This is a genomic window from Bradyrhizobium cosmicum, from assembly GCF_007290395.2.
Taxonomy (GTDB): domain Bacteria; phylum Pseudomonadota; class Alphaproteobacteria; order Rhizobiales; family Xanthobacteraceae; genus Bradyrhizobium; species Bradyrhizobium cosmicum.
The window spans coordinates 5,022,684-5,039,074 of the sequence record NZ_CP041656.2; the positions used below are offsets into that span (position 1 = coordinate 5,022,684).

Genomic DNA, 16,391 nt, shown 5'->3' on the forward strand with positions numbered 1-16,391 from the left:
ATTCAGTTCGGAAGTATTCGCAATAGTTTCGCTCCTGCAACTCACTAGCGACTACGACTGGGATCATCGCTTGATGTTCGGCCATGGGCTGCTAAATCCCCGCCATGACCTCCCAGCACAGCAAAACCTCGGTCGCCGCGATCTCGATCTTCGTCAGCGGCGGCATGGCGGCGGCCAAGTTCGCAGTCGGAATCGCGATCGGCTCGCTCGCGCTGATCTCCGAAGCCCTGCACTCCTCGGTCGACCTGATCGCGACCATCATCACCTGGGCGGTGGTGCGGGTCTCCGACAAGCCGGCGGACGACGAGCACCATTACGGCCACGGCAAGCTGGAGAGCATTTCCGCGCTCGGAGTCACCGCCTTGCTCTACGTGCTGGCCGGCGGCATCCTGGTGGAGTCCTATAGCCGGCTGCGCGAGGGAACCCCGCCGCCGAGCATTTCGGCCGTGCCGTTCGTGGTGCTGGTGATCGACATCGTCGTCAATTTCTGGCGTGCCCGCGCGCTGCACCGCGCCGCGCGCGAGACCGGGAGCCAGGCGCTCGCGGCCGATGCGCTCCATTTCGCCTCGGATGTCATGGGCTCGTTCGCCGTGATCGCGGGCCTGATCCTCGCCGCCCTCGGTTTCTGGTGGGGCGACGCGGCCGCCGCCGCCGCGGTTGCCGTGATGATCGCCCTGCTCGGCCTGCGCATGGCCGGCTCGACCGTACAGACGCTGGTCGACCGTGCGCCGGAAGGCGCGCATGAAAAGGCCACGGCCGCGATCCGCAGCGTTCCCGGCGTGATCGACGTCGAGCGGCTGCGGGTGCGCATGGTCGGGGCGACCACCTTCATCGACACCATCGCAAAGGTGCCGCGGACCTATCCGATCGACCGCGTCGAGGAGATCAAGCGCAAGGCGCAGGCCGCCGTCGAGACGGCATTCGGCGATACCGACCTCACCTTCACCGCGGTCCCCGTCGCGCGCGACAACGAGACCGTGCGCGACCGCATCATGGTGATCGCGCACAATTCGGGCCTGGCCGTCCACCACGTCACGGTGCACGACCTGGGCGGCAAGCTGATCGTCAGCATCGACCTGGAGGTCGACGCCCGGATGCAGCTCGATGCCGCCCATGACGTCGCCAACACGCTGGAGCGGAACATCCAGGAGGAGTTCGGCGCCGACGTCGAGGTCGACGTCCACATCGAGCCGCTGGAACCGGAACTGCCGTTCGGGGTCGATGCCGCGCCGGAACGGGTGCAGACTATTGCCGCCGCCCTCATTGAATATGCCGCCGGCGGCGAGATCCACGACATTCATAACGTGCGCGTGCGCGACACCGAGGGCGGCGAGATCGTCAACTTCCACTGCCGCGCGGCGCCGTCGATGAGCGTGATCAAGGTGCACGAGCATGTCGACGCGATCGAGCGCAAGCTGCGCCGTGCCTTCCCGAGCGTGAAGCGGGTCATCAGCCACGCCGAGCCGCCGCGCGCGTGATGCGGAACGATCGAAAGTCACACGTTCTCGTTTCGGACTCATCGCGCACGCCGATTTACGGACGCAGGACGCGCGAACTCTCCGTTGGATAAGAATAATTTCGCGTTAACGTTTCGTTGACTCTCGACAGCCTGCGGAAAGTGGATTCAAATCGCTTTGATTCGAAAGTGATGTGGGGCTGCTTTCGAATCGAGTCGCAGCAAGTTTCCCGGGGGCTACAGGCATGGCGCGTGCAGACGCCGCGAACGCGTGCGTCCAATCCGATTCGATCAAGGGATTGGCGCAATCGATCGCGAAACCTGCCTATCATCGGCTCCTGATCGCGGAGCCGGCGCTGCGCCGCGCCGTGCCGACGCTCATCATCGCCTTCCTGATCACGATCTGCCTCGGCGCATTCGTGCAAGTCGTCGACCAGACGCGCCAGAAGCGGCTGGTGATCCGCCACGACATCTCGGCCCTCGCCGACCTGCTCGCCGAGCGCCTCGACCGCCTGACGTCGTCACGCCAAGAGCGCCTGAGGAACATCGAGAGCCTGCCGGCCCTGCTGCCCGATCTCATCCCGACCTGGGGCACGGCCTCCGGCCGCCACGTCATCGTCACCTCGGCCGGCATCGACCGCCGCATCCTCGCCCGCATTCCCGTCGACAACGATCCTTCGGGCAACGACCGCCTGCTCGACGCGATCACGACGGCGCAAATGCTGGCGGCGCCTCCTCGCGACAACACCATCTCCGACATGACGCTGCCGAACGGCAACGCCGCGATGGCGACCTCGCGGCAGATCAAGTCGATGCCGGGGCTCGTCACCGTGATCCAGGAGCGCAACGAGCCAATCTGGGGCTCGGACGCCGCGCTCTCGGTGACGCTGTCGGCGACTACCGGCTTCGTCGTGCTGATCCTCGGCTTCGCCTTCCACTGGCAGTCGACCCGCGCCCGCGAGGGCGACCTCATCAACGACGCCGTGCGCGGCCGCATCGATACCGCGCTCAACCGCGGCCGCTGCGGATTGTGGGACTGGGACCTGTCGCGCGGCCGGATCTTCTGGTCGCAATCGATGTTCTCGATGCTCGGCCTCGACGGCCGCAACGAGCTCCTGACCTTCGGCGAGGTCAATGCGCTGGTGAAGTCCGACGACATCGACCTGTTCGAGATCGCCGACCAGCTCATTTCGGGTCAGATCGCTCACATCGACCAGACCTTCCGCATGCAGCATGTCGACGGCCACTGGATCTGGCTGCGCGTCCGCTGCGAGAAGACGAGCGGGGCGACCGATTCCAGCGTGCACCTGATCGGCATCGCCGTCGACATCACAGAGCAGAAGAGCCTCGCCGAACGGACCGTCGAAGCCGACCTCCGCCTGCGCGACGCCATCGAGACCATTCCGGAAGCGTTCGTGCTGTGGGACGCGAGCGACCGCCTGGTGCTCTGCAACTCGCACTTCCAGCGCCTGCACAAGCTGCCTGACAGCGCCGTCATCCCCGGCACCTCCTACGAGACCGTTCTGGAAGTCGGCCGCATGCCGGAGGTGCGCACCCGCCACAACGAGACCGCGAGCCAGGGTCCGGGCGCGCGCACCTTCGAGGCCCAGCTCGACGACAGCAGCTGGCTGCACATCAGCGAGCGCCGCACCAAGGACGGCGGCTACGTCTCGGTCGGCACCGACATCACCCGGATCAAGGAGCACGAGCAGAAGCTGGTCGACAACGATCTGCGCCTGCGTGCCACCGTCATCGACCTGAAGCGCTCGCAGGCGGCCCTGGAGCGGCAGACCAATGAGCTGGCCGATCTCGCCGAGAAATACCAGCGCGAGAAGACCCGCGCCGAGGAAGCCAACCAGACCAAGTCGAAATTCCTCGCCAATATGAGCCACGAGCTGCGCACGCCGCTCAACGCCATCATCGGCTTCTCCGAGATCATGGGCTCGGGCATGTTCGGTGAGCTCGGCAGCGAGAAGTACCAGGAATACTGCCACGACATCCTAACCAGCGGCCACTACCTGCTCGAGGTCATCAACGACATCCTCGACATGTCCAAGATCGAAGCCGGCCGCATGAAGCTCGACATGGAAGAGCTCGACCTCGCACAGACGCTGGCGGAATCCCTGCGGGTCGTCACCGGCCGTGCCCAGGACAAGAATCTGACGCTCGATGCCGATATCGAGACGTCCATCTCGGTCGTCGCGGACCGCCGCGCCACCAAGCAGATCATCGTCAACCTGCTCTCCAACGCGGTGAAATTCACCCCCGACGGCGGCCGCATCGTGGTTCGCAGCCGGCAGCTCGACGACAGGATCGTGCTGATGATCGCCGATACCGGCATCGGGATCGCGCAGCATTCGCTGGCACGGCTCGGCCGCCCGTTCGAGCAGGTCGAGAGCCAGCTCACCAAGACCTATCACGGCTCCGGCCTCGGGCTCGCGATCGCCCGTTCGCTGGCGCAGCTCCACGGCGGTTCGATGCGGCTGCGCTCGAAGATCAACGTGGGCACCGTCGTGCGCGTGACGCTGCCCCGCGATGCGATCAAGGCGGCGTCCGGGATATCGGCCGCGGCCTGAACCCTACATTTGCAGCGACGGCGCGACCTCACGCGCGACATTGACCAACGCGGCGATCAGCGGCGTCATCGGGTCGCGCTGCGGGATCACCATGCCGATGCTGTAATTGACATCGGGATCGGTGATCGGGATCGAACGCACCGTATCGGACAGGCCGAGCGTTTCGGCCAGCTTCGCCGGCATCACGCTCGCCCAGCGTCCCGTCTTCACATGCGTGAACAGCACGAGCAGGGAATTCGAGGTCAAGGTCGGCGTCGCCTCCGCGCCGACCGAGCGCAACGCGCGGTCGATGATGCGGCGGTTCTGCATGTCGGGCGTGAGCAGGCACAGCGGCACCTGCCCGACCTCCTGCCACGTCACCGTCTCGCGATCGCCGAACATCCCGTCGGGCGCGGTCAGGAGGCGATAGCTCTCGTTGTAGAGCGGGATGGTGCGCACCTTCCCGATCGGTTCATTCTCGATATAGGTCAGCCCCGCATCTACCTCGAGATTTTCGAGCAGCCCCAGCACCTCCGATGAGGTGGTGGACTGGATGCGGAAGCGCACCTCGGGGTGGCGGGCGCGGAATGGCGTCGTCAGCGCGGCGACCATCCCGAGCACGGTCGGGATCGCGGCGATGCGGATCTCGCCGGAAAGCTGATGCTTCAGCCCGTTGATCTCGTCACGCATCGCGCGGGCATCGCCCACGATCCGCCGCGCCCAGTCCAGCGCCCGCTCGCCTTCGGGCGTAAAGCCCTGAAAGCGTGAGCCGCGCTGAACCAGCATCACGCCGAGGATCTCCTCGAGCTGCTTCAGCCCGGTCGACATGGTCGGCTGCGTCACGCCGCAGGCCTCGGCCGCGCGTCCGAAATGCCGCTCCTTCGCGAGCGCCAGCAGCAGTTCAAGCTTGTCGAGCAACCGGACGTCCCCTCGTGTTTTGTCCTGGCATGCAAGCTAGCACGACCTATCCCGGCCAACACGCGAAAACCGCACCGCAGAATGGCGTCCATTGCAGTTTCATATCGTTCGATTGTGATCGCAAATCGATCTGAATTCGCAATCGCCGCATGAGACAGCTTTATTGATCTTCGAACGATTCCAAATAGTTTGCGAGGAAGGCACGCTCAATCTGAGAACGAAGAATGACAACGGTTTACGAGCCTTCGCACGAGACTTCGCACGAGCCTTGGGACGAAACGCGCGGCGCCGAGATCATCGCCGAACATTCCAAACAGGAAGGCGCAACGCTGGTCGTTCTGCACGCCCTTCAGGAGGCGTTCGGCTATGTGCCGGAGGCCGCCATTCCCATGGTCGCGCAGGCGCTGAATCTGTCCCGCGCCGAGGTGCATGGCGTGGTCACGTTCTATCATGATTTCAGGCACAAGCCGGCCGGCCGCCACGTGCTGAAACTCTGCCGCGCGGAGGCCTGTCAGGCCGCGGGCGGGGATGCGCTGGCAGCGCGCGCAGAAGCAAAGCTCGGCGTGCCGCTCGGCAACACGACCGCCGACGATCGCGTCACACTGGAGCCGATCTACTGCCTCGGCCTGTGCGCAACCGCGCCATCGGCGATGCTCGACGGCCGCCTCGTTGGCCGGCTCGACGAGAAGCGCCTCGATGCGCTGGTTGCGGAGGCTCAGCGATGAGTATGCGTCTATTCGTCTCACGCGACGCCGGTGCAATTGCCGTCGGAGCCGACGAGGTTGCGATTGCGCTGCAGCAGGCCGCGGCCAAGCGCGGCGTTGCGATCGAGATCGTCAGAACCGGCTCGCGCGGCCTGTACTGGCTGGAGCCCCTGGTCGAGATTGCGACGCCGCAGGGGCGGATCGCCTTCGGCCCCGTGACCGAGGCCGATGTCCCCTCCCTGCTCGACGCGCTCGCCAGCAACACGCCGCATCTGCTGCGGCTCGGCGCAACCGACGAGATTCCCTGGCTGAAGCGCCAGACCCGCCTCACGTTTGCCCGCTGCGGCGTAATCGACCCGCGCTCGCTCGACGACTACCGCGCCCATGGCGGCTACAAGGGCCTGGAGCGCGCGCTGTCGCTCGGCTCCGACGCGATCCTCAACGAAGTGACGGCGTCCGGCCTGCGCGGTCGTGGCGGCGCGGGCTTCCCGACCGGCATCAAGTGGAAGACGGTTGCGCAGGCCAAGGCCGACCGCAAGTTCATCGTCTGCAACGCCGACGAGGGCGACAGCGGCACTTTCGCCGACCGCATGATCATGGAGGGCGATCCCTTCCTGGTCATCGAGGGCATGACCATCGCGGGCATCACCGTCGGCGCCACCAAAGGCTACATCTACACCCGCAGCGAATATCCGCACGCGGTCGAGGCCATGAAAGCCGCCATTGTGGCGGCCCGGCGCGGCGGTTATCTCGGCAGCAAGATCGGCGGGTCCACCTACGATTTCGATCTCGAAGTGCGCGTCGGCGCCGGCGCCTATGTCTGCGGCGAGGAGACGTCGCTGCTTGAGAGCCTCGAAGGCCGCCGCGGCATCGTGCGCGCCAAGCCGCCGCTCCCGGCCCATCACGGCCTGTTCGGCAAGCCAACCGCGATCAACAACATCCTGTCGCTGGCCGCGATCCCCTTCATCCTAGCCGAGGGCGCCAAGGCCTATGCCGAATACGGCATGGGCCGTTCGCGCGGCACGATGCCGATCCAGCTCGCCGGCAATCTCCGCTACGGCGGGCTGTTCGAGACGGCGTTCGGCGTCACGCTTGGCGAACTCGTCGACGATATCGGCGGCGGCACGTTCACGGGCCGCCCCGTTCGCGCGGTTCAGGTCGGCGGCCCGCTCGGCGCCTATTTTCCACGCGCGCTATTTGACACGCCGTTCGACTACGAAGCCTTCACCGCACGCGACGGCCTGATCGGCCATGGCGGCATCGTCGTGTTCGACGACAGCGTCGACATGCGCAAGCAGGCGCGCTTCGCCATGGAGTTCTGCGCCATCGAATCCTGCGGCAAGTGCACGCCCTGCCGGATCGGTTCGACCCGCGGCGTCGAGACGATCGAGAAGATCATCCGCGGCGAGCGCGTCAGCGAAAACCTCGCGCTCGTCGAGGACCTCTGCAACACCATGAAATTCGGCTCGCTCTGCGCACTCGGCGGCTTCACGCCCTACCCCGTGCTCAGCGCATTGAGGCACTTCCGGGAGGATTTCGTCCCGGCGCCAACCACGCTTCAGGCCGCGGAATAGGAGAACGACGATGTCTCTGATCGAAGAAATCGACTACGGCACGCCGCGCTCAAAATCAACGACGATGGTCACGCTGACCATCGACGGCAACGAGATCACGGTGCCGGAAGGCACCTCGATCATGCGGGCCGCGATGGACGCGGGCCACCAGATCCCAAAACTCTGCGCGACCGATATGGTCGACGCCTTCGGCTCCTGCCGGCTCTGCGTGGTCGAGATCGAGGGCCGCGCCGGCACGCCAGCCTCGTGCACCACGCCCGTGATGCCCGGCCTCATCGTGCATACCCAGAGCGAGCGACTGAAGAAGCTGCGCAAGGGCGTGATGGAGCTCTACATCTCCGACCATCCGCTCGACTGTCTCACCTGCGGCGCCAACGGCGACTGCGAACTGCAGGACATGGCCGGTGCCGTCGGCCTGCGCGAGGTGCGCTACGGCTACGAGGGCGAGAACCACGTCTTCGCCAAATCCAGCGGCGAGATCAACGCTGCCTGGATGCCGAAGGACGAGTCCAATCCCTACTTCACTTACGATCCCTCCAAGTGCATCGTCTGCTCGCGCTGCGTCCGCGCCTGCGAGGAGGTGCAAGGCACATTCGCGCTGACCATCTCTGGCCGCGGCTTCGACAGCCGCGTCTCGCCCGGCATGAGCGAAAGCTTCCTCGGGTCCGAATGCGTCTCCTGCGGCGCCTGCGTGCAGGCCTGTCCGACCGCGACGCTGACGGAAAAGTCCGTGATCGAGATCGGCCAGCCCGAGCACTCCGTCGTCACCACCTGCGCCTATTGCGGTGTCGGCTGCGCCTTCAAGGCCGAGATGCGCGGCGAGGAAGTCGTGCGCATGGTGCCGTACAAGGACGGCAAGGCCAATCGCGGCCATTCCTGCGTCAAGGGCCGCTTCGCCTGGGGCTACACCAATCACAAGGAACGCATCCTCAAGCCGATGATCCGCGACCGGATCGAGGATCCCTGGCGCGAAGTGTCGTGGGACGAGGCGTTCTCGTTTGCCGCCGCCAGGATGCGCGGCATCCAGAAGAAATACGGCCGCGACGCCATCGGCGGCATCACCTCGTCCCGCTGCACCAACGAGGAAACCTATCTGGTGCAGAAGCTGATCCGCGCCGGCTTCGGCAACAACAATGTCGACACCTGCGCTCGCGTCTGCCACTCGCCGACCGGCTATGGCCTCTCGCAGACCTTCGGCACGTCGGCCGGCACGCAGGATTTCGACTCGGTGGAGGACACCGACGTCGCCGTCATCATAGGCGCCAATCCAGCCTCCGCCCATCCGGTCTTCGCCTCACGCCTGAAGAAGCGGCTGCGCCAGGGCGCCAAACTGATCGTGATCGATCCGCGCCGCACCGAAATGGTGGAATCGCCGCATGTGAAAGCGCTGCACCTGCCTCTGATGCCCGGCACCAACGTTGCCGTCGTGACCGCGCTGGCGCATGTCATCGTCACCGAGGGGCTCGTCAACGAAGCCTTTGTGCGCGAGCGCTGCGACTGGAGCGAGTTCGAGGAATGGGCGGCGTTCGTTGCGCAGCCGAAGCACAGCCCGGAAGCGACCGCGATCCTGACCGGTGTCGATCCCAAGGATTTGCGCGAAGCCGCCCGGATCTACGCCACCGGCGGCAACGGCGCGATCTATTACGGCCTCGGTGTCACCGAGCACAGCCAGGGCTCGACCACGGTGATCGCGATCGCCAACCTCGCGATGGCGACCGGCAATATCGGCCGTTCCGGCGTCGGCGTGAACCCGCTGCGCGGCCAGAACAACGTGCAGGGCTCGTGCGACATGGGCTCGTTCCCGCACGAGCTGCCGGGCTATCGCCACATCTCCGGCGATGCCGTGCGCGACCAGTTCGAGGCGCTGTGGAACGTCAAGCTCAACCCGGAACCGGGCCTGCGCATTCCCAACATGTTCGACGCCGCGATCGAAGGCTCGTTCATGGGCATCTATGTGCAGGGCGAGGACATCCTGCAATCCGATCCCAACACCAAGCACGTGGTGGCCGCGCTGTCCGCGATGGAATGCGTGATCGTCCACGACCTCTTCCTGAACGAGACCGCGAACTACGCCCATGTGTTCCTGCCCGGCTCGAGCTTCCTGGAAAAGGACGGCACGTTCACCAACGCCGAACGCCGCATCCAGCGGGTGCGCAAGGTGATGTCGCCGAAGAACGGCATGGCCGACTGGGAGGTCACGATCGGCCTCGCCAAGGCGATGGGCTATGACATGCCCTACAATCACCCGTCCGAGATCATGGACGAGATCGCCGCGCTGACGCCGACCTTCACCGGGGTCTCCTACGCCAAGCTCGACGAGCTTGGCTCGGTGCAGTGGCCATGCAACGAGAAGGCGCCGGAGGGCACGCCGGTGATGCATATCGACGGCTTCGTCCGCGGCAAGGGCAAGTTCATCGTCACCGAATATGTCGCAACCGACGAACGCACCGGTCCCCGCTTCCCGCTGCTGCTCACCACCGGCCGCATCCTCAGCCAGTACAATGTCGGCGCGCAGACCAGGCGCACCGAGAACGTGGTCTGGCATGCCGAGGACCGGCTGGAGATCCACCCCCACGACGCCGAGTTGCGCGGTGTGCGCGACGGCGACTGGGTGCGGCTGACGAGTCGCGCGGGCGAGACCACGCTGCGTGCGGAGATCACCGACCGCGTCTCGCCCGGCGTCGTCTACACGACCTTCCATCACCCGGATACGCAGGCGAACGTGATCACCACCGACTATTCGGACTGGGCGACCAACTGCCCCGAATACAAGGTCACGGCGGTGCAGATCTCGCCGTCGAACGGTCCGTCCGACTGGCAGAAGACCTATGACGCGCAGGCGCGGCACTCCCGCCGCATCGCCCCGGCCGAGGCGGCGGAGTAACGGCATGCACGTGCCGGTCCAGGCCATCGACCGCGAAATCTGGCGCGACGGTGTCGCGTCGGAAGGAACGCGGCTGATCCCGGAGGAGACGCCGCTGGCGCTGACCTACAACGGCGGCACCTATGCCGTCATGATGGGCACGCCGCAGAACCTCGAAGACTTCGCCGTCGGCTTCAGCCTCGACGAGGGCATCATCGAATCGGTCGACGACTTCAAATCGCTCGAAGTGGTTCGCCTCGACGACGGCATCGAGCTGCGCATGTGGCTCTACGAAGAAAAAGCCGCGCGCATCAGCGAGCGCCGACGGCACATTGCCGGCCCGACCGGTTGCGGCATTTGCGGCATCGACTCCATCGCGGAGGCCGTGCGGCCTGCGGCCGTGGTGCCGCTGGGACAGACTTTCACGCCGCAGCAGGTCATGGCGGCGATGCAGACCATCGCTCCCCTGCAATCGATCAACATACAGACCCGCGCGGTCCACGCCGCGGCCTTCTGGTCGCCGTCGAACGGCATCGTCGCCCTGCGCGAGGATGTCGGCCGCCACAACGCGCTCGACAAGCTCGCCGGCGCGCTGGAGCGCAGTCGGACGGAGGCGAGCGGCGGCCTGGTGCTGCTGACGAGCCGCGTCTCGGTCGAGATGGTGCAGAAGACGGCCGCCATTGGCGTGCCCGTGCTGGTCGCAGTCTCCGCACCCACCGCGCTCGCCGTACGCACCGCGGAAGCCGCCGGCATCACGCTGATTGCGATTGCCCGCAGCGACGGGTTCGAAGTGTTCACGCACCAGGGCCGCGTCGCGGCTCGTCGTGCTCAGGAGATCATCGATGTCGTCGCCTGACCGCCTCGTCTACATGGCCAACCAGATCGGCACGTTCTTCCGCAGCCAGGGTCACGACAAGGCCGTGCCGGGGATCGCCGAGCACATCAAGAAATTCTGGGACCCCCGGATGAAGCGCGCGATCTTCGCGCATCTCGACGCGGGCGGCGCGGGCCTGGAGCCGAACGTGCGCGATGCCCTCACGTCGCTGAAACGGACTGCTTCCCTTCCAGGAGCGCGCTGAACACGCGCCGCACCTCGCCCTGCGTTTCCTTGACGCGGGCCTCGAGCGACGAGAAATCCGGCGCGTCGCCGGCGCGCGCCATCACGCGCTGAAGGTCGGTGCCGGCGGTCTCCGGCTTGAATCGATCGCTGACACAGAGCCGCAGGATCTGCGTCAGGTCATGATAGAGGCGTGCGGCGGCACGCAGGATCTCCGCCTCCGACTGCGGGAGCACGCCAAGCCTGGCGGCGTTGTCCAGCACCTGCATCGTACCGACGTCGAGAATATCCGGCTTGTCGTGGGCGTGCACGAGCTGGAGATATTGCGCGATGAAGTCGATATCGACCATGCCGCCGGCGGCGTATTTGAGATCCCAATGGTCGCTCTCGCCCTTTTCCTGCGCGATGGCACGCCGCATGTCGACGACATCGTTGGCGACGACGGCGCGGTCGCGGCGGCGCGTCAGGACATCGCGGATGATGCGCTCGATCCGCTCCCGGAATGCATCCGATGAAGACACCACGCGCGCGCGGGTCAGCGCCATATGCTCCCAGGTCCAGGCCTCGTTGGCCTGGTAGTCCGCAAAGGAGGCAAGACTCGACGCCACCGGGCCGGCGCGCCCGGAGGGACGCAGCCGCATGTCGATCTCGTAGAGCACGCCGTAATTGGTGCGCGTGGTGAAGGCGCTGATCAGGCGCTGGGTGAAGCGTGCGAAGTAATGCGCGCCGTGCAGCGATTTTGGCCCGTCCGAGTCCGGGGCCTCGCTGTCGAAATCGTAGAGCAGGATCAGATCGAGATCGGACGACGCCGTCATCTCGCGGCTGCCGAGCCGGCCCATCGCGATGATCGCGGTCTCCTGCCCCTTGATGCGGCCGTGCTGGGCGGCAAAGCGCTCGGCGACGAGACCATGCACGGTATGGACGGTGCCCTCGGCGACGTCCGCAAAGGCCGTGCTCGCCTGTTGCGCCGAGACGGTGCCGGAGAGGATGCGCGTGCCGATCAGGAACAGGCTCTCCTGCCCGAACAGGCGCAGGCGATCGAGGAATTCCTCGTATGAGCCGGCGTCGCGCACCGTCGCGGCCAATCGCGCCGACAATTCCTGCTTGTCCGGCATCGCGCCGAAGAAGCGCGGATCGATCAGGCCGTCCATGAGCTGCGGCTTCCGCGCCAGCATTTCGCCGAGCCGTGGCGCCGCGCCAAGCACCAGCGCCACCAGCGCGACGAGATCGCGGTTCTGGGCGAGCAGCGTGATCAGCCGGCCGCCAAGCTGGAGCGCCCCGAGGAAATGATCGAACGTCACGACGGCGCGATCCGGCTCCTCGGCATGCGCGAGGCCGTCGATCAGGGCCGGCACGAAGTCGACGAAGGCGCTTCGCGTCGCCTCGTTGCGGAACGCCCGGTAGTCGCCGGTGATCCAGTCGCGCAAGGTCTGGGCCACTGCGGCCGGCTTCTTGAAGCCGAGCGTCGTCAGATATTGCAGCAGGCGCGGATCATCCGGGCCTGCACTGTAGTCGAGCGCCGGCAGCTTTGCCGTGCCGGTCGGATCATCGCCCTCGAACAGCTTCTCATAATGGCCCTGGACGACCTCGAGTTGCCGCAACAGATCGCGCGCGAAGGCTTCGCGATCCGGATAGCCGAAGAAGCGCGCAAAACGCTCGACCGCTTCCTTGTCGTCGGGCAGCGCATGGGTCTGCTCGTCGGCAATCATCTGCAGGCGATGCTCGACCCGGCGCAGGAATTCATAGGCGATGGTCAGCTCGTCGCGCGCGGCTGAGGTGATCCAGTTGCTCGCGGCAAGAATATTGAGTGCGGCGAGTGTCGGCCGCACCCGCAATTCCGGATGGCGGCCGCCGGCAATCAGCTGCTGCGTCTGCGCGAAAAACTCGATCTCACGAATGCCGCCGCGGCCGACCTTGACGTTATGGCCCTCCACCGCGATCTCGCTCTGGCCGCGATAGGTCTGCATCTGCCGCTTCATGTCGTGCACGTCGGCGAGCGCGGCGAAGTCGAGATGCTTGCGCCAGACGAAGGGGGCGATCTCGGCAAGCAGCGCCTCGCCCGCCCTGGGATCGCCGGCGCAGGCGCGTGCCTTGATCATCGCCGCACGCTCCCAGGTGCGCCCTTCGCGCTCGTAGTAATGTAGCGCGGCGTCGCGGGAGATCGCCACCTGGGTCGAGGACGGATCTGGACGCAGACGCAGATCGACGCGGAAGACGTAACCGTCATAGGTGCGCTGCTGGAGGATGCGCGCCATGCCTTGCGTCACCCGGACGAAGAACGGCTGCGGCTCGAGATCGGGTGCGAGCGTCGTGTTGTCGGGATCGAAGAACACGATGAGGTCGATGTCGCTGGAATAGTTCAGCTCGCCGGCGCCCATCTTGCCCATCGCGAGCACGATCAGGCCGCAACCCGCTTCCGGCGCCTCGGGATCGGGCGGCAGGATTTTTCCACGTGCGGCTTCCTGCCGCAGTTGGTACCGCAGCGCCGCCTGCACCGAGGACACCGCGACATCGGTCAGCGCCGCCGTCACCCGCATCACCGGCCAGACCCCGCCGATGTCGCATAGCGCGATCAACAGCGCGGCCTCCGCCTTCATGCGGCGAAGCAGACGCATCACCTCGGCTTCGTCGCCAGCTGCAAGCACCGCGTCCCTCGCCTCCGCGATCAACGCGGCGAGATGCGCATCCGGATCGCATGCAAGCAGCCGGATCAGGCGCGGCGCATCAGCGCGCGCCAGATCGAACAGATACGGCGAGAATTCCGCTATGCCGGCCAGAATATCCCGCGCGAAGGGATGCACCAGCAGCGCGTCGAGACGCGCTGACTGTGCCGGCTCGAGCTCGGCCAGCCAGCTTTCAAAGCGTCGGTCGTCGGTTGTGGAAGCGGCAATATGGGGAGCCTCCGCGAAACGCGCGGCCAGGCCCTCACCATGCTTGTCCGCGTTTCCCGGCGCGGAGTGGTTCATGCCACCTTCTGTGGCACATCCGGTATTGGAGGAGCAACCCTGTCGCCGGCGCCGGCGCGCGCCGGCAGCACCAGCGTGGCGACGAGACCCGGATGGGCATCGCCCAGCCGCAATTCTCCGCCATGCAGCGTCGCCACCGCGGAGGCGAGGCTGAGGCCGAGGCCAGAGCCCGGCAGCGTGCGGCTGGCCTCAAGCCGCACGAATCGCTCGACGGCATGCTTGCGGTCGCCTTCGGGGATGCCGGGGCCGCGATCGGTGACGCTGAGCAGCACCTGATCGCCCTCGCGCCTGGCCTCGATCGTGATCTGCCTGCTGTCCATACTGACCACGGTTCCCGCCGGCTGCGCAGCCGGCTTGCCGTATTTGATCGCGTTCTCGACCAGATTGGCGAGCGCCTGGCTGATCAACTCGCGGTTGGCATGAACCGGCGTCGGATCGGCTTTGACCTTGAGGGTCATGCCGTCATCCTCGGCGAGCGGCTCGTAAAGCTCGTGGATGCCGCCCGCGACATCGGCGGCGTCGAAATCATCCATGTTGCCGCGCGCCTGGCCGGACTCGGCACGCGCGATCATCAGCAGCGCGTTGAAGGTGCGGATCAGGCCGTCGGATTCCTCGATGGTCCGCTCCAGCGCGGCACGGTAATCGGCTTCGCTGCCAGATTTCGCCAGCGCCTCCTCCGCTCGGTTGCGCAGGCGCGTCAGCGGCGTCTTGAGGTCGTGGGCGATGTTGTCGGAGACTTCCTTCAATCCCGCCATCAGCGCCTCGATCCGCTCCAGCATGGCGTTGAGGTTTTCGGCGAGACGGTCGAGCTCGTCGCCGCTGCGTCCCACCGGCAGGCGCCCGCTGAGATCGCCGGTCATGATGCGCTGCGCGGTGCCGGTCATGGCGTCGATGCGCCTCAGAACCCTGCGCGCGACGAAGACGCCGCCGCCGAGGCCGAGCACCACGACGATCAGGATCGACCATTGCGCGGCCTTCGCGACGATGCCGAACAGGCGCCGCCGCTCGTCGAGATCGCGGCCGATCAGCAGCCGGAAGCCGTTCTCCAGTTCGGTGACGCGCACCAGCGCGCGATGATCGCGTTCGTTGCCGTCCTCGATCCGCCGGTAGGCCGTCTCCGTCCAGCCGCGCGTTGCCATCACGCCCGGTGCCAGCGAGCCGACATTGCCGGCAACCGCCTGCCCGGTCGGCGTGGTCACGAGGTAGAGGTTGGCGCCCGGCCGCAGCGCGCGATACTCGATCGCGCGCACGAGGCCGAACAGGCCGCGCCTCCCGTAGATCTCGTTGATTTCAGAGGTCTCGGAATTGACCGTCTGCGTGATCTCTTCGGTGATCAGCCGCCGCGTATTCCACGCGAAATAGCCCAGCAGCGACGCCGCGAAGATCCCGAACAGGAACAGGTAGACCAGCGTCAGCCGGAATGCCGTCGTGCGGATGAGTTTACCGAATGCCGTCACGGATCATGTACCCGGCGCCGCGGATCGTGTGCAGCAGCGGCCGCTCAAAACCCTTGTCGATCTTGGAGCGCAGCCGCGAAATGTGCACGTCGATCACGTTGGTCTGCGGATCGAAGTGATAGTCCCAGACATTTTCCAGCAGCATGGTGCGTGTCACCACCTGGCCGGCATGCTTCATCAGATATTCGAGCAGACGGAATTCGCGCGGCTGCAGCGTCAGCTCGTCCTTGCCGCGGGCGACGCGATGGGACAGCCGGTCAAGCTCGAGGTCGCCGACGCGATAGAGCGTGTCCTCGGCCGGGCCGCCGCGGCGGCGCGACAGCACCTCGACGCGGGCCAGCAGCTCGGCGAAGGAATAGGGCTTCGGCAGATAGTCGTCGCCGCCGGCGCGCAGGCCCTTGATGCGGTCGTCGACCTGGCCGAGCGCCGAGAGAATCAACACCGGGGTGGTGTTGCCCTTGTCGCGCAAGACACCGATCAGCGACAGGCCGTCGCGCTTGGGCAGCATGCGATCGACCACCAACACGTCGTATTCGCCGTTCTCGGCCATGGCGAGGCCTTCCTCGCCGTCTGCGGCGTGGTCGGCAATATGTCCGACCTCGCGAAACGCCTTCACGAGATAGTCGGCGGATTCGCGGTCGTCTTCGATGATGAGGAGGCGCATCGTGCGTTCGGCGGCGGTCAAGGGGTCAACCTTCTCTGAACATGGCGCGAGCGGCAATCGCATGCAAGCCGGGCAAATGGGACATGGGTAGGCAAAAAGGCGGGCGGTGAAGCTGGGGGGACCTCACCGCCCTAGGCCTTCCGACGGAGGGGGGCGTATTCCACCGGAAGGTAGACT

11 protein-coding genes are annotated in these 16,391 nt (G+C 66.1%); 7 read left to right on the forward strand and 4 right to left on the reverse strand.

Annotated elements, in window-relative coordinates; translation table 11 throughout:
• The first annotated feature begins 104 nt into the window (after nt 1-104).
• On the forward strand, nt 105-1,478 hold the full coding sequence (locus FNV92_RS24275; RefSeq protein WP_143844242.1) for a cation-efflux pump: 1,374 nt from the start codon (nt 105-107) through the stop codon (nt 1,476-1,478).
• Nucleotides 1,479-1,701: 223 nt separating this feature from the next.
• Nucleotides 1,702-4,032 carry a PAS domain-containing sensor histidine kinase gene (locus tag FNV92_RS24280; RefSeq protein ID WP_041748434.1) on the forward strand — a complete coding sequence of 777 codons (2,331 nt, stop codon included), beginning with the start codon at nt 1,702-1,704 and terminating at the stop codon, nt 4,030-4,032.
• 3 nt (nt 4,033-4,035) lie between these two features.
• Here FNV92_RS24280 and FNV92_RS24285 read toward each other — a convergent pair whose 3' ends face one another.
• Nucleotides 4,036-4,929 (reverse strand): LysR family transcriptional regulator, encoded by an 894-nt coding sequence (locus FNV92_RS24285; RefSeq protein ID WP_015687334.1) that lies wholly within the window; start codon nt 4,927-4,929, stop codon nt 4,036-4,038.
• Nucleotides 4,930-5,153: 224 nt separating this feature from the next.
• On the opposite strand from FNV92_RS24285, the gene FNV92_RS24290 reads away from it, so the two are divergent.
• Genes FNV92_RS24290 through FNV92_RS24310 form a run of 5 tightly spaced genes read left to right on the forward strand, consistent with a single transcriptional unit; the run spans nt 5,154 to nt 11,149 of the window.
• Nucleotides 5,154-5,654: a formate dehydrogenase subunit gamma gene (locus FNV92_RS24290; RefSeq protein WP_143844241.1), complete on the forward strand. Its 501-nt coding sequence runs from the start codon at nt 5,154-5,156 to the stop codon at nt 5,652-5,654.
• Complete coding sequence (locus FNV92_RS24295; RefSeq protein ID WP_143844240.1) at nt 5,651-7,207, forward strand: formate dehydrogenase beta subunit; 1,557 nt, start codon at nt 5,651-5,653, stop codon at nt 7,205-7,207. The genes FNV92_RS24290 and FNV92_RS24295 overlap by 4 nt, the downstream gene beginning before the upstream one ends.
• A 10-nt stretch (nt 7,208-7,217) precedes the next feature.
• Entirely contained in the window at nt 7,218-10,091 is a 2,874-nt protein-coding gene (fdhF, locus tag FNV92_RS24300) for a formate dehydrogenase subunit alpha (protein ID WP_143844239.1), read from the forward strand.
• Nucleotides 10,092-10,095: 4 nt separating this feature from the next.
• The gene (fdhD, locus tag FNV92_RS24305; protein WP_143844238.1) at nt 10,096-10,926 is read left to right on the forward strand and encodes a formate dehydrogenase accessory sulfurtransferase FdhD; all 831 of its coding nucleotides are present in this window, start codon (nt 10,096-10,098) and stop codon (nt 10,924-10,926) included.
• Entirely contained in the window at nt 10,913-11,149 is a 237-nt protein-coding gene (locus FNV92_RS24310; protein ID WP_143844237.1) for a formate dehydrogenase subunit delta, read from the forward strand. Before fdhD ends, FNV92_RS24310 begins: the two co-directional genes overlap by 14 nt.
• On the opposite strand, the gene FNV92_RS24315 is transcribed toward FNV92_RS24310, so the two are convergent.
• From FNV92_RS24315 to FNV92_RS24325, 3 genes are read right to left on the reverse strand one after another with little or no spacing between them, the layout of a single operon-like run.
• A complete protein-coding gene (locus FNV92_RS24315; RefSeq protein WP_143844236.1) occupies nt 11,106-14,093 on the reverse strand; it encodes a bifunctional [glutamine synthetase] adenylyltransferase/[glutamine synthetase]-adenylyl-L-tyrosine phosphorylase in 2,988 nt (995 codons plus the stop codon). The two genes, FNV92_RS24310 and FNV92_RS24315, sit on opposite strands and share 44 nt — an antisense overlap.
• Complete coding sequence (locus FNV92_RS24320; RefSeq protein ID WP_143844235.1) at nt 14,090-15,550, reverse strand: sensor histidine kinase; 1,461 nt, start codon at nt 15,548-15,550, stop codon at nt 14,090-14,092. The genes FNV92_RS24315 and FNV92_RS24320 overlap by 4 nt, the downstream gene beginning before the upstream one ends.
• A complete protein-coding gene (locus tag FNV92_RS24325) occupies nt 15,534-16,214 on the reverse strand; it encodes a response regulator transcription factor (protein WP_041748986.1) in 681 nt (226 codons plus the stop codon). Before FNV92_RS24325 ends, FNV92_RS24320 begins: the two co-directional genes overlap by 17 nt.
• Between the last annotated feature and the right edge of the window lie 177 nt (nt 16,215-16,391).

What these genes read in the sequence shown, in the direction of transcription:
- FNV92_RS24275 (WP_143844242.1), top strand. Translation starts at nt 105, where the DNA reads ATGACCTCCCAGCACAGCAAAACCTCGGTCGCCGCGATCTCGATCTTC.
- FNV92_RS24280 (WP_041748434.1), top strand. Translation starts at nt 1,702, where the DNA reads ATGGCGCGTGCAGACGCCGCGAACGCGTGCGTCCAATCCGATTCGATC.
- FNV92_RS24290 (WP_143844241.1), top strand. Translation starts at nt 5,154, where the DNA reads ATGACAACGGTTTACGAGCCTTCGCACGAGACTTCGCACGAGCCTTGG.
- FNV92_RS24295 (WP_143844240.1), top strand. Translation starts at nt 5,651, where the DNA reads ATGAGTATGCGTCTATTCGTCTCACGCGACGCCGGTGCAATTGCCGTC.
- fdhF (WP_143844239.1), top strand. Translation starts at nt 7,218, where the DNA reads ATGTCTCTGATCGAAGAAATCGACTACGGCACGCCGCGCTCAAAATCA.
- fdhD (WP_143844238.1), top strand. Translation starts at nt 10,096, where the DNA reads ATGCACGTGCCGGTCCAGGCCATCGACCGCGAAATCTGGCGCGACGGT.
- FNV92_RS24310 (WP_143844237.1), top strand. Translation starts at nt 10,913, where the DNA reads ATGTCGTCGCCTGACCGCCTCGTCTACATGGCCAACCAGATCGGCACG.
- FNV92_RS24315 (WP_143844236.1), bottom strand. Translation starts at nt 14,093, where the DNA reads ATGAACCACTCCGCGCCGGGAAACGCGGACAAGCATGGTGAGGGCCTG.
- FNV92_RS24325 (WP_041748986.1), bottom strand. Translation starts at nt 16,214, where the DNA reads ATGCGCCTCCTCATCATCGAAGACGACCGCGAATCCGCCGACTATCTC.